Origin of the sequence: Millionella massiliensis, assembly GCF_900104655.1 — a bacterium.
Taxonomy (GTDB): Bacteria; Bacteroidota; Bacteroidia; order Bacteroidales; family Rikenellaceae; genus Rikenella; species Rikenella massiliensis.
In genome coordinates this window covers 2,873,480-2,886,938 of record NZ_FNWD01000002.1, presented here as the reverse complement: position 1 = coordinate 2,886,938, position 13,459 = coordinate 2,873,480, and the positions used below count along the sequence as shown (strand labels likewise).

Here is a 13,459-nt window from a genome sequence, read left to right as displayed (position 1 = left end):
GACGCGGAGCCGTAGCGGGCTGTCGACTGGCGACGCGCTGCACGCGATCGGTTCTGAGCCGGTCGGCACGGGCACTGTCGGACCGGACGCCGGGTGCAGAATGTGCCGCCGGACGCCGTGCCGCTTGCGGTGCGGTCCGCACGGTACGCTGATCCCGAACCGCTCGTTCTGCCAGTTTGTCTACCTGTCGTTTCGCTGCCATAGTTACTTCTATCCTCTCGATGTTTCGTTGATACTTTTCTTATAATGCTCGGCACGCATCCGCAAATGCTCGACGTCATCCGCGCCACCAGTGCTGAGAAATGTATATCGTCCGTCTCCCGCACGATCGGCCAACATCCCCCCTTCGACCAGCAACTCATGCGTATGGCGGGCAACGGCAGGCGCAGGATTGATAATCTCCACATCACGTTCTCCGATTACCTCGCGTATGGAGGGGGTCAACAGCGGGAAATGGGTACATGCCAGTACGAGTTTGTCAATGCCGGACTCCAGCATGGGATCGATGTACTGGTGCAAAAGGGCGACCGCCCGGGGTGAATTTTCAGTCTCGTTTTCGACCTCTTCGACCAGACCATTACCGGCAACCGCCATGACATTTATCCCGGCCGCATATTTGGCCATGGTATGGCGGAACATTTCACTCTGCACGGTGTAGGCTGTTCCCAACACGCCCACCACTCCACTTTGTGTGGTCAGCGCAGCGGGTTTGATGGCCGGCTCCAGCCCCACAAAAGGGACTTTCCACCGTTGCCTGAGCGTAGCAATGGCAGCAGTCGTTGCGGTATTGCAGGCTATGACGATGATTTTCGCCCCGCGCTCCAGAAGGTTTTCGACCCCGACGCTGACCAGTGCCGTGATCTCGTCGCGCGTCCGCCCACCGTATGGACAGTGTGCGGTGTCGGCCCAATAGATGACATCTTCGTAAGGCATGATCCGGGTAATTTCGGCCCAGACGGTAATACCGCCCATTCCGGAGTCAATGATACCGATAGGTGAATTACTGAAAGATGACATGCAGGCCATGCGGGTTTACAATTAGCAAAGATATAAAAAAGGGAGCGCCTCCGAAAATTTCGGGAGGCGCTCACCATACTTTTCCTTACGTTCGCAGCGGAACGAGAACTACTGAATTCCGAGCGATTGTTTCACCAGCGGAAGCAGGTTGACCATCTGTGATTCGTTTTGGTAGATCAAAGCACCTGCAGCCACATCGAAAACTGCGGTAAGATTCTGTTCTTTGGCCACTTTAGTGATCGCAGCCTGCGCTTTTTCCATAACAGGTTTCAACAACTCCTGCTGCTTGGTTTGGAGTTCCTGCTGAGCCGAACGATTGAACTCTTCGATACGGGTCTGCAGATCGAACAATTCTTTTTCTTTCTGCTTACGAACAGTTTCCGACAGGGTATTCATGTTACTCTGCAGTTCCTGGGCCTTCGTAGTCATTTCCGTCTGCATGGCGGTAAACTGGCTTTCAAGGTCTTTACCCAGAGCGCTGACCTTGCTCTGCACAGAGTCAATTTCAGGCATGGAAGATAACAACTCCTGCGAGTTGATGTAACCGAATTTCTGCTGAGCGTTAGCCGCACCGGTACCAACAAAGAGGAAGGCTGCTACCGCAACCAGTGCGAGGATCAGTTTCTGTGAGGTTTTCATAATGATTGAATCTTGTGGTATTAATATTCGAATGATTGTCCCGTGGTTTACAAACGTCGTGATTTTTTCCGACATTAGAAAGTCTGACCGATCGTAAAGCTGAAATTACCGCCGGCAGCTTTCCCGTTGGAGTCGCTCGTCTTGTCGAAGCCGTAGCCCCAGTCAATCCCCAGCATCCCCAGGTAGGGCAGGTAGACGCGCAGACCGATACCGGCCGACCGTTTCAGACTGAAGGGCTTGAACTCGGACAGGGTCTGGAAGGCGTTACCGGCTTCACCGAATACGAGGGCATATACCAGCGTCGAGGCACTGCGCACCAGCGGATAACGCATTTCGAGGGTATACTTGCTGAAGATACGTGCATAGACACCATAGTCGGCCATGGGGGTCAGTGCATCTTCTTCGTAACCGCGAAGACCGATGGTTTCTACACCATAGAGGCTGTAACCCGAGAGACCGTCCCCGCCCACCGAGAATCCTTCGAAGGGCGAGAGTTTGTTTTTGTTATAGTGTCCCAGATAACCGAACTGTGCACGGGCCATCAGCACGAGTTTGTTGTTGGCCGTCAGAGGTACGAACCACTGGGCATTGAATTTCCACTTATGGTACTCGATCCAATGGTAACGATCGGCTTGCGACATGGTTTTGTCGCTGTAATCCTTGCCGTCGAAGGCCGACCACGGCGGAGTCAGGGCCACCGAGAGGTCGAATTTCGAACCTTGACTCGGATACTGCATGATGTCGTCGACGGAGTTACGCGAGATACCGAGATTCAGGGCCAAGGTGTTGCAGGTTCCTTCCGACACCAGGAAGTAGGGCCAGTTGTGCAGACGATAGCTCTGCATCGTCAGACCGACCGACATGGTAAAATAGGGGTCGGGCCAGTTAAGTCGCTTTCCGATCCCGATCGAACCGCCGATCGTACCGAAGTGAGCGGTTGCTTTCTGTCCGGTGTAGTACGCATCGGTTTCACGCGAGGTAAAGAACGAAACCGACAGCGAAGTAGGTTTGCGACCGCCGAGCCAAGGTTCAGTGAAGTTTACCGACAGGGCCCGGTAATAGCTACCATTGGTTTGAATCTGCAGACCGAGAGTCTGGTTGTCACCAGCCGGATAGGGTCTCCACGCTTTCTTGTTAAAGAAGTTGCGCAGCGAGATGTTGGTAAAGTTAATACCGACCGAGGCGATAAACATACCGGCCCCCCAACCGCCGGAGAGTTCCAGCTGGTCATTGGGAACTTCAGTCAGCGAGTAGTTGATATCGACAAGCTCCTGTTGAATGTTGGGGTTGACGTTCGGCTGGAGTGAATTGGCGTCGAACTGTCCCATGGTGGCCAGACGTTGGTAGGTACGGGCCAGCAGTGACTGGCTGTAGAGTTCACCGGGCATGGTTTGCAGTTCACGACGGATCACGTGGTCGTTGGTACGGGTATTCCCGTCGAAGGTGACATTCTTGATGCGGAACTGATTGCCTTCGAGGATACGGATCTCGACATCGACCGAGTCGCCGGGTACAACGGTTTCAACCGGAGTGGCCCGGAAGGCCAGGTATCCGTTATCCATATAGGTATTGGCGATGGACATGCTCATCGGGTCACCGCCCGAGAGACGTTCGTTCATCGTTTCGCTGTCATATACGTCGCCGGGACGCAGCCCCAGCATCTGCTGCAACGCCTCGGTAGGATAGATCGTATTGCCGAGCCAGTTGATATTACGGTAGTGGTATTTGTCCCCTTCCTTGATTTTGATATAGATCCCCATCCGTTTGGGTTTGTCCGGAATGGCGTAGAGCGAGTCCTGCAGGATTTCGGCATCGCGATAACCTTCCGAACGGGCATAGTTACGGATGTTTTCGAGGTCTTCCTCAAAGTCTTTCTCCTTGAACTTCGCGCTCCGCAGGAAGTTGATGCTGACCTTGTGGGTCTTTTCCATCGACTTGGTCAACTTTTTCGACGAGAGGTTCTGGTTGCCGTCGAACTGAATCTCCCCAATCTTCACCTTTTCGCCACGATCGATGGTAAAGTGAACCAACACGGCGGTTTTGACCAGCGTATCGGGCGTAATGGCGTAGCTGATCTCCGCATTTCGGAAAGCCTTTTCGTCATAATATTTGCGAATCAGGTCCATGCAGGTCGAGAGCAGGTAGTCCGACAGTTCGCTGTACTGACGCAGGCGGAGTTTCTCTTCGAGGTCTTTTCGTTCGCTACCCTTGATGCCGATGAAGTTCCAACCGCGAACCTGGATGCGTTCACGCAGGTAGAGATCCAGATCGACCGTGTCAGCACGGTACGAGGTGAGCACCTTCAGATTGGAGAAGAAGCGACGGTCCAGCAGCGAGCGGGTCGCAATATTGATATCGTCGCCGGGAATGGTGATGGTATCACCGCTGGCGATGCTCAGGTTGTCGATAATCATCTGGGGATCGACTGCGATCGCCCCGTGTACGTTGATCTTACCTACGATGTAGGATTTGGGAGCTGCGTTGTAATCGACGCGGGGTAGAACGGTCAATTGTTCGTCCACGGACTCGCCGAGCAACGAATCGTAGACCGGCATGACACCGGACATGGAGCGGGAGATGGAGTCCGGAGCATATATCTGTTGGGCTTTTGCCGGAACGGTAGCCCATATCGTCATGGCCAGTACCGCGAAAATCAATCGTCTTGCAATCCTCATTAGTCTCTTTCTTGATCGGGTTTTGGTGTGTGGGGGTTTATAGGCGTCCGAAGCGACGTTCGCGTCGCCCGTACTCTCGAAGGGCAGCCAGCATCTGGTCCCTTCCGAATTCCGGCCACAGGGTGTCGGTAAAATAAAGTTCTGTATAGGATAATTGCCAGAGCAGGAAGTTGCTCAGGCGCTGTTCGCCGCTGGTGCGGATCAGCAGTTCGGGGTCGGGAATACCGCGCGTCGCCAGGTGATCCGAGATCACGTCGGGGGTAATATCCTGCGGAGCAAGAGTACCATTCTGGACCAGTGCGGCAATCTGACGAGTCGCCTCGGTGAGTTCCCAACGGGCGCTGTAATTCAGGGCAACGTTCAGCGTCATGCGCAACTGATCGTCCGGGATATGGACGGTCCGTGCGGTTCGGATGCTCTCCTGGAGGGATTGGGGCAGTGAAGCAAGATCACCGATGAACTCCATCCGGATGCCGGAACGGGTCAGAGTGTCGAGTTCCGAGAGGATGGCATTGGCAATGAGCTCCATGATGCCGTCGACCTCTTCGGTGGGGCGGCCCCAGTTTTCGGTCGAGAAGGCATAGATGGTCAGGTAACGGACACCTGTTTCGGCGGCGGTACGGACGACTTCGCGCACAGCCTCCACACCATGGCGGTGACCGAAGAGGCGTTCTTCGCCCTGCCCTTTGGCCCACCGGCCGTTACCGTCCATAATGACGGCTACGTGCTGCGGCACTTTCGATAGCGCTTCTGAGGGGGATATGTGGCTGTCGTTCTGTATCATAAAAATCTACACGGCCTCCCTCCGGATCGCCCGACGGAACGGATCGTCGGCGGGAAGCACCCATCTCGATGATGTCTTTACCATTTTATGCAACACGCAAATATAGAACTTTTTTCTGCTTTGTTGCCATACATCTGTTTTTTTATACGAGGGCCGGACGGGATCGACCTGATTTTCTACCGTTCGTCGGGCTTACTCCTGCTCGAAACGCTGGCGGCGTGCTTCGAACAGAATCACGGCTGCGGCGGCGCTGACGTTCAGCGATTCGATGCGACCGACCAGCGGAATTCCGGCCTGTACGTCGCACAGGTTCAGCACGTCGCGCGAGATGCCCCGGTCTTCGGCCCCCATCACAATGACGGTCGGACGGGTAAAGTCGGTTTCGTAGACCAGCGTATTGCTCTTCTCGGTGGCGGCCACACACTGCATCCCGATGTTCTTGAGCAGATTGATGGCTCCTTTGAGCGATCCCACGCGGCTGACGGGGATCAGCGTGAGGGCGCCGGCCGAACTTTTGATGGCTTCGGCGTTGACCGGAGCAGAGTTTTTGGCGGGCATCACCAGCGCGGCGACACCGGCACACTCGGCACTGCGGGCAATGGCGCCGAAGTTGCGGATGTCGGTCACCGAGTCCATCAGCATCACCAGCGGCGCTTCCCCCCGGGCGATCTGTGCCTCGAGTTCTTCGGCCAACTCGTTAATATCCTTATAGGAGATGGCGGCGATCACAGCCACCACTCCCTGATGGTTCCCGTTTCGGGTCAGGCGGTTGAGTTTTTCGACCGGCACCTCCTGCACGTGGATACCGGCTTCGATGGCCTGCTGACGCAGAGCGTTGGCCGCTCCGACGTTGCTGCGCTCGGCCAGGGTCAGCGTCTCGCCGGCGGTCTTGCGGACATAGATCTTTTCGATCTCGGTTCCGGCTTCGATCACCTCCCGTACGGGGTGAATCCCGAAGACAATGTTATCGGGCAGACGTTCGTCGCGCTCTTTGCGGGGAGCGGGCCGGGGAGCACCGGCACGGCGGTCGGACGCTCCGGCACCTCGCCGGAAGGGACGGTCGGCGGCTCGTTCGCCGGAGGATTCCGAACGACGGATCGGACGATCCGGTTGTTCCTGGGGCAGTTCGCGGGCTTCGGCGTCGGTCGCACGCCGGAAAAAGCTCCGGCCCGCCGGAGTGTCGTTATTGTTTGCCATAAGTCTCTAATTTTTCGGTTGCTTCGGCCCATTCGGTCATTTTCGCATCCAACTGATTCTTCAGCTGATTATACTCTTCGAACAGGGCCATGGTGTATTGTTCGGGATCCATCAGCCGGCTATCGAGCTCGGAGGTCTTCTGTTCCAGCTCCGCAATCTCGCTCTCCAGCCGGGATATCGCGTTCCGCAGGCGGGTGATCTGCCGGTCACGCTCCTTCTTCTCGGCATAGGAGAGCTCCGGTTTCCGGCGTTCCTCGCTTTTGGGAGTGGCCTTGGTCTCGGGTTTGGGTGCCGAGGCGGATGGTGCGGGGGTCGGATGCGTACGTTCGATTTCACGCATGTTCTCAATCTGCCGCGCCTGCAGGAAGTCGTAGATTCCGCCGAGGTGCTCCTTGACGCGCCCGTCGCGGAATTCATAGACTTTGCTCACCAGGCCGTCGAGGAACTCGCGGTCGTGCGAGATGACGAGCACCGTCCCGTCGTAGGCCATCAGGGCGCGTTTGAGAATATCCTTCGAACGCATGTCCATGTGGTTGGTCGGTTCGTCGAGCACCAGCAGGTTGTAGGGTTCGAGCATCAGACGGGCCATGGCCAAACGCGAACGTTCGCCGCCGCTCAGCACCTTGACCTTCTTGTCAATATCTTCGCCGCGGAAGAGGAAAGCGCCCAGAATGTCGCGCAGACGGGTGCGAATTTCGCCCACCGCTACCCGATCCAGCGTATCGAACACCGTAAAATCACCATCCATCAGGTCGTCCTGATTCTGGGCGAAGTAACCGATGTGAACGTTATGCCCTACTCGGATCTGCCCTTCGGTGGGGGTCAGTTCGCCGAGTGTCATGCGCACGAAGGTGGTTTTCCCCTCGCCGTTTCGTCCCACGAGCGCCACCTTCTCGCCCCGCTCGACCACGATGTTCGCTCCCGAAAAGACATGTTTCTCGGCCTTGTCGTCGCGGGCCGGGAAGGTCATGCCGACCTCCTTGGCCTCGATCACGATCTGACCGGAACGGGGCGCCGACGGGAAGCGGATGTTCATCGCGGCATTGTCTTCCTCTTCGACTTCGAGTCGGTCGAGCTTTTCGAGCTGCTTGATACGCGACTGCACCTGGTTCGACTTGGTGGGTTTGTAGCGGAACTTCTCGATAAACTCTTCGGTCTTTTCGATCATCCGCTGCTGGTTCTCGTATGCGGCGATCTGCTGCTGGCGACGCTCGGCCCGCAGCTCGACGTAACGGCTGTACGGCACCTTATAATCGGTGGCGCGGCCGCACGAGATTTCGATCGTCCGGTTGGTCACGTTGTCCAGAAAGGCCCGGTCGTGCGAGATAAGGATCACGGCACCGCCGTAATTCTGCAGGTAGGCTTCGAGCCACTGGATGCTCTCGATATCGAGGTGGTTGGTCGGCTCGTCGAGCAGGAAGAGCGACGGTTTGCGGAGCAGCAGTTTGGCCAGCTCGATCCGCATGCGCCATCCGCCCGAAAAGGTCGAGGTGGGGCGGTTGAACTCTTCGCGCTTGAAGCCCAGGCCGAGCAGGGTCTTTTCGACCTCGGCATCACGGTTGTCGCCGTCGAGCAGGTGGTAACGCTCCGTGGCGTCGTGCAGGCGGTGGATCAGTTTTTCGTATTCGGGCGACTCGTAGTCGGTTCGGGCGGCGATTTCGGCCGTGCAGTGTTCGATCTCGCGTTCGAGGGCGATGATCTCGTCGAAGGCCTTGCCGCATTCGGTCACCAGGTCCGTATCGTCGGCCACGCGCATCTGCTGCGGCAGGTAGCCGATCGTACAGTCTTCGGTCTTGGAGACGGTGCCGGAGGTAGGCGTCTGCAGCCCGGCTATGATCTTGAGTATGGTCGACTTCCCGGCTCCGTTCTTGCCAACGAGGCCGATGCGTTCCTTGGGATTGATCAGAAACGAGATGTCACGGAACAGGTCGGTTCCGCCGAACGAAACGGTCAGATTATCTACGGATAACATGAGGGTAGCTACTTGGGGAGTAATGGAGAGGCGTTACGCCTCGATCAGCTGCTGAATGGCGGCCACGGGATCCGGAGCCCCGAAAACGGCATTCCCGGCCACCAGCACATCGGCCCCCGCTTCGAAAAGCGGTGCGGCGTTTTCGGCATTCACACCGCCGTCGACCTGGATCAGCGCATTGCTGCGTTTGCGGAGCAGCAGGTCGCGGGTGCGGCTCACCTTGTCGAGCGACGAGGCGATGAACTGTTGCCCGCCAAATCCGGGATTGACACTCATAATCAGCACCATGTCCACAATCGGCGCAATCTCCTCGATCATGCAGATCGGGGTATGGGGGTTGAGTGCCACGCCGGCACGCATTCCGGCGTCGTGGATGGCCTGAATGGTGCGGTGCAGGTGGGTCGATGCCTCGACATGCACGGTCAGGTAGTCGGCTCCGGCGGCACGGAAATCGGCCACGTAACGCTCCGGACGCTCGATCATCAGGTGGACGTCGAGGGTTTTGTCGGTCGCCTTGCGCAGCGCCTTGACCACGGGCAGCCCGAAACTGATATTGGGCACGAACATGCCGTCCATCACGTCGAGGTGGAACCATTCGGCCCGACTCTCGTTCACCATGCGGGCGGCGTCGCCCAGATGCAGAAAATCGGCGGAGAGGAACGAGGGGGAGATAATGCGTGGCATGATGCAGGGTCTTTCTGAAAGGTTTTACGGCCGGCCCCCTTCGCAGGGTTGCGCCGGCAGTCGCAAAGGTAACATTAATTTGCTTAATTTTGTTTACCGGTCGAGGCCGACACGTGCCGCACGCGATATTGTTTCACGTCCGGCAGTCCGGCCCGTACCGTGTGAACGAAACATGCCGCAGATCCAACAGATACTCGAAAAATACTGGGGTTACCCGAGCTTTCGTCCCCTGCAACGCGAAATCATCGATTCCGTGCTGGCCGGACGCGACACGGTGGCCCTGCTGCCCACCGGGGGCGGCAAATCGCTGACCTACCAGGTACCGGCTCTGGCCCTGCCCGGCGTGACGATCGTCATCACGCCGCTCATCGCCCTGATGAAAGACCAGGTGGACGCCCTGCGCCGCCGCCACATCAATGCCGTGGCGATCCACTCGGCCCTCTCGTCGCGGGAGATCGACATCGCGCTGGACAACTGCGTGTACGGCGACGTCAAACTGCTCTACATCGCCCCCGAACGGATCCAGACGCGCATCTTCCACGAACGTGTCCGCAAAATGGAGGTGTCGCTCGTGGCGGTCGACGAGGCGCACTGTATCTCGGAGTGGGGCTACGACTTCCGGCCCGACTACCTGCGCATCGCCCGGCTTCGCGAATGGCTTCCCGGGGTGCCGTTTCTGGCCGTCACGGCCACTGCCACGTCGCTCGTGCTGGACGACATCACGCGCCACCTCCGGCTCGACGATCCGCAACTCTTCCGCGGCTCCTTCGCCCGACCGAACCTCCGCTTCGTGGTGCGCCACGGGGAAAACAAAATGGAACAGATGCTGCGCGTGATCCGCGGCGTGGCCGGCAGCGGCATCGTCTACGCCCGCACCCGCAAAGCCACCGAGGAGATCGCCGCCCAGCTGCAGGCCGAAGGCATTGCGGCCGACTTCTACCATGCCGGTCTCGGCTTCCGGATGCGTGCCTCGAAACAGGAGGCGTGGCTGCGCGGCGAGATTCGCGTGATCGTAGCCACCAACGCCTTCGGAATGGGGATCGACAAGGCCGACGTACGGTTCGTGATCCACGACCAGATACCGGCCTCCATGGAGGCCTACTATCAGGAGGCGGGACGTGCCGGACGCGACGGCCAACCCGCCTATGCGGTGCTGCTCTACAACGAGATGGACGCCCGGGCCGCCCGACGACGAATCGAGACGTCGTACCCGCCGCTGGAGACAGTGCGCAAGGTCTACGAGGCGATCTTCAACCACCTGCAGGTAACCGTCGGCGGAGGCAAGGATGCAGTTTTCGACTTTGACCTGATGGAGTTTTCGACACGCTTCAAACTCTTCCCGCTGACCGTGTTCAATTCGATCAAGCTGCTGGAGCTGAACGGCTACATGACCCTGACCGACGTGCTGGACAACCCCACGCGCATCATGTTCCGAACCTCGCGCGAGGAGCTCTACAAACTGCAGGTGGACCGCACCGATCTGGACAGCTTTCTGCGTGTCCTGCTGCGGCTCTACACGGGGCTCTTCACGGAGTTCGTGGCCGTGGATGAAGCCTACATCGCCCGAATGTCGGGTTACTCGGAGGCGCGGGTCAAAGAGCTGCTCTACCAACTGTCGGTCATGCGGGTCATCCGCTATATTCCGCGGCGCAGTTCGCCGCTGCTGATTCTGCAGGAGGAGCGGTTGCCGGTCGAGGATGTGGCGATCGCCCCCGCGACCTACCACCGACGCCGCGAGATGGAAGAGTTGCGCGCCGCGGCGATGGTGGAGTATGCCGAGAACGGATCGCAATGCCGCAGTGTGATGCTGCGGGAGTACTTCGACGAACCGCATCCGGAGCCCTGCGGGGTCTGCGATGTCTGCCTGTCGAGACGCCGCGAGGAGATGGTCAACGAAAACGACGCCTACACGGGTATCCGCAACGAGTTGCTCCGGATTTTGAACGACCTGCCGGCCGGGGGATCGATCACGCTCCGTGCTCTGATGGCACAGGTCGGCGGACGACCGATGGCGGTGCTGGCCACCCTACGCAGACTGCTGGCCGAAGGTAAAATCCGTCAACTGAACGACGGCGGCCTGACGCTTCCCTGACCTTTTCCCCTGCACACTTTCATCTTCGCCTGCACACAAGCCAAAGGCGCCAATCTGGCCATCCGGGAAACCTCACGACGAACACTGTTCGGGACACCCCGGCATCCCTGGTGTTCCCCCGCCCGCCGATATTTCGCTGTCGCCGGCATATCCCCCCATCAATCGTCTAAAGTTGCGGCCATCGATACCACACCCTTTAACTCCTATACTCTCCAATCCATCGGGGAGCCATTCGGCAATCGATTCGAGGAGCCCCCTACGCAGCAAAAAGAAGCACTGACGAAAGCATAAAAAATACGCCAGGCCGGTTGCCATCCTCAGAGGGACTGACAACCGGCCTGGCGGTGTATGGCAGGGCACTCTACCCTATCGCTGCATCATGTCGGACGGATCGCGCATCACCATGCTTTTGGCCACACGGAGTTTCACGCCGTTGTCGACTTCGATCAGCACGCTGTCTTCCGATACCTCTTTGACGGTACCGTAGATACCGCCGGCGGTAATCACTTTCGTGCCGTTTTCGAGCGAATTGCGGAATTTGTTGAGTTCTTTCTGGCGTTTTTGCTGCGGACGGATCATGAAGAAGTACATCACCACGAAGATCAGCACCATCATCACGATGAACGACCAGTTGCTACCCGTCTGAGCAGCGCCTTGAGCTCCACCTTGAAGCAGGATTGTGTTGAGTGTCATGAATTTTCGAGTTTTATTTAGTTGTTTTTATTGTTCTTTCTGTGTTTAGTAACGGAATTTCCGCCCGTTTAGTACCTAAGCGTTGAATTTTTCACCTCCACGCTCCTCCACCCGCCTGCCGGACGCCTCATCGGGGCTGTATCCCCATCCGTCTCATCTCCCCCTCGCCTCCCGCAGGACTACATGTGCACCTCGCCGTCGAGATAGACCGTAGCGCACTGACGTTCGGCGGTGATGATCTCGATCGACTTGAACTGCTGGCCGAAGCGGCCGCGGCTGTCGAAACGCCACGTCATGACGATGGTATCGCCCGGCGCGATCGGTGCGGGATCATAGTCGGCCGTGGTGCATCCGCATCCCGTAATCACCTCGATGATGACCAGCGGTTTGTCGGATACGTTCGCCACGCGGAAACGCCCCTCCACCACATCGCCGGCGGCCATTCGACCCATGGCGATCGTATCGTACGAGCGGGCCGAGACGTAATCTCCGCCCGGATTAAGCCCGGCACTGTCGGCAATGGGCAGGGTCACGGTCAGCAGGTTGCTGTCGTCGGTTTCGGCCGCTCCACCCGTCGCTGACGGGTTGCCGCAGGCGATCATGCCGACGGCAGCCAGTGCGAACAGGCAAATCCCGACGAAGGTTCTACGCATGGGTTGTCGTTTTTTCTTTGGGCACGGAGCTGTCGATCAGCCCGCGTCCGGTTTTGGCAATCTTGCCCTGTTCGGTCAGCCACACGACCAGTTTGTCGAGGATACCGTTCACGAAGACGCTACTGCCGGGTGTGGAGTAGTATTTCGAGATCTCGATAAATTCGTCGAGGGTCACCTTGACGGGGATAGTGGGGAACTGCACCAGCTCGGTGATGGCGGCGAGCATGATGAGTTTATCCATGAAGGCGATGCGGTCGAAGTCCCAGTTTTCGGTAAACTTGTCGATGTACCCGAAATACTCTTCGTGACACACGAGGGCTTTGCGGAAGAGGGTTTCGACATACTCCTTGTCGTCGTCGCTCTTGTACATCGGCATGACGTCGAGATCGGTCGAGGTTTCGTTCAGCAGACCGATGGTGCGGATGGCAAGTCCCAGCGAGTAGGAGATGTCATCGACCCAGAACATGGACATCTCTTCGAGCGCCTCTTCGAGGTATTCGTTGTCTTCGATATGCGTGGTCAGGAAGTCGACCACCAGACGACGGTCGGCGGCAAAGGCCTCTTTTTCGGTCTCGGGCACCGGGCTTTCCATGTAGCGCTGGTAGTAGGGTGCAGCAATCATGTCCTGATAGAGGCGTTTGATGAGCGCCTCCTGACCGGACCAGCCGGCCTTGTAACGGACCATGGCGTCATCGAGGGCGGCGCTCTGCTCGATCAGGGCGATCACGCGGTTGTCCACAAAACGCCGGTTGGGATTGAGGTCTTCGGCGGTGGGCATCAGTTTGGCCTGTCCGATGGCGATTCTTTCGCGTGCCACTTCGGCCACTTCGCCGATCAGGGCGATCATCATCAGGTAGAGTTCGTAACTTTTTCGGATGCTCTCGGTCAGCTCTTTTTCGGAGCGGATGAGCGATTCCCCACCCGATTGGAAATAGCTGTAAAGCGATTTGACGGTCTTGATGCGAAGCAGTCGGCGACTAAGCATGGAAACAACGGTATAAGGTCATGTACGGTAAAAAACTTGCCTCGATCCCCATCGGGTTCCTGAGGCCG

At 57.9% G+C, this 13,459-nt stretch carries 12 protein-coding genes; 1 reads left to right on the top strand and 11 read right to left on the bottom strand.

Going from position 1 to position 13,459, the window contains the following annotated elements:
• The 8 genes from BQ5379_RS11290 to rpe form a co-directional block, all read right to left on the bottom strand.
• Nucleotides 1-202 (bottom strand): hypothetical protein (locus tag BQ5379_RS11290; RefSeq protein ID WP_205408206.1); only part of this gene is annotated, 202 nt, incomplete at its 3' end.
• Nucleotides 203-210: 8 nt separating this feature from the next.
• Entirely contained in the window at nucleotides 211-1,017 is an 807-nt protein-coding gene (gene murI / locus BQ5379_RS10945) for a glutamate racemase (RefSeq protein ID WP_071135640.1), read from the bottom strand.
• 108 nt (nucleotides 1,018-1,125) lie between these two features.
• The gene (locus BQ5379_RS10940) at nucleotides 1,126-1,656 is read right to left on the bottom strand and encodes an OmpH/Skp family outer membrane protein (protein ID WP_071135466.1); all 531 of its coding nucleotides are present in this window, start codon (nucleotides 1,654-1,656) and stop codon (nucleotides 1,126-1,128) included.
• Between the two features lie 74 nt (nucleotides 1,657-1,730).
• Entirely contained in the window at nucleotides 1,731-4,331 is a 2,601-nt protein-coding gene (gene bamA, locus BQ5379_RS10935; RefSeq protein ID WP_083377726.1) for an outer membrane protein assembly factor BamA, read from the bottom strand.
• Nucleotides 4,332-4,368: 37 nt separating this feature from the next.
• Complete coding sequence (uppS, locus tag BQ5379_RS10930; RefSeq protein WP_071135465.1) at nucleotides 4,369-5,115, bottom strand: polyprenyl diphosphate synthase; 747 nt, start codon at nucleotides 5,113-5,115, stop codon at nucleotides 4,369-4,371.
• 192 nt (nucleotides 5,116-5,307) lie between these two features.
• Nucleotides 5,308-6,090: a 23S rRNA (guanosine(2251)-2'-O)-methyltransferase RlmB gene (rlmB, locus tag BQ5379_RS10925; RefSeq protein ID WP_071135638.1), complete on the bottom strand. Its 783-nt coding sequence runs from the start codon at nucleotides 6,088-6,090 to the stop codon at nucleotides 5,308-5,310.
• A 208-nt stretch (nucleotides 6,091-6,298) separates the two neighbouring features.
• Nucleotides 6,299-8,284, bottom strand: a complete 1,986-nt coding sequence (gene abc-f / locus BQ5379_RS10920; protein ID WP_071135464.1) for a ribosomal protection-like ABC-F family protein — start codon at nucleotides 8,282-8,284, stop codon at nucleotides 6,299-6,301.
• A gap of 33 nt (nucleotides 8,285-8,317) precedes the next feature.
• Complete coding sequence (gene rpe / locus BQ5379_RS10915; RefSeq protein WP_071135463.1) at nucleotides 8,318-8,968, bottom strand: ribulose-phosphate 3-epimerase; 651 nt, start codon at nucleotides 8,966-8,968, stop codon at nucleotides 8,318-8,320.
• 172 nt (nucleotides 8,969-9,140) lie between these two features.
• Here rpe and BQ5379_RS10910 point away from each other — a divergent pair, with 172 nt between their 5' ends.
• Nucleotides 9,141-11,060 (top strand): RecQ family ATP-dependent DNA helicase, encoded by a 1,920-nt coding sequence (locus tag BQ5379_RS10910; protein WP_071135462.1) that lies wholly within the window; start codon nucleotides 9,141-9,143, stop codon nucleotides 11,058-11,060.
• Between the two features lie 366 nt (nucleotides 11,061-11,426).
• Here BQ5379_RS10910 and yajC read toward each other — a convergent pair whose 3' ends face one another.
• The 3 genes from yajC to BQ5379_RS10895 form a co-directional block, all read right to left on the bottom strand.
• Nucleotides 11,427-11,753 carry a preprotein translocase subunit YajC gene (gene yajC, locus BQ5379_RS10905; RefSeq protein WP_071135461.1) on the bottom strand — a complete coding sequence of 109 codons (327 nt, stop codon included), beginning with the start codon at nucleotides 11,751-11,753 and terminating at the stop codon, nucleotides 11,427-11,429.
• Between the two features lie 179 nt (nucleotides 11,754-11,932).
• Nucleotides 11,933-12,406 carry a DUF1573 domain-containing protein gene (locus BQ5379_RS10900; RefSeq protein WP_071135460.1) on the bottom strand — a complete coding sequence of 158 codons (474 nt, stop codon included), beginning with the start codon at nucleotides 12,404-12,406 and terminating at the stop codon, nucleotides 11,933-11,935.
• On the bottom strand, nucleotides 12,399-13,391 hold the full coding sequence (locus BQ5379_RS10895) for a transcription antitermination protein NusB (protein WP_071135459.1): 993 nt from the start codon (nucleotides 13,389-13,391) through the stop codon (nucleotides 12,399-12,401). The genes BQ5379_RS10900 and BQ5379_RS10895 overlap by 8 nt, the downstream gene beginning before the upstream one ends.
• Between the last annotated feature and the right edge of the window lie 68 nt (nucleotides 13,392-13,459).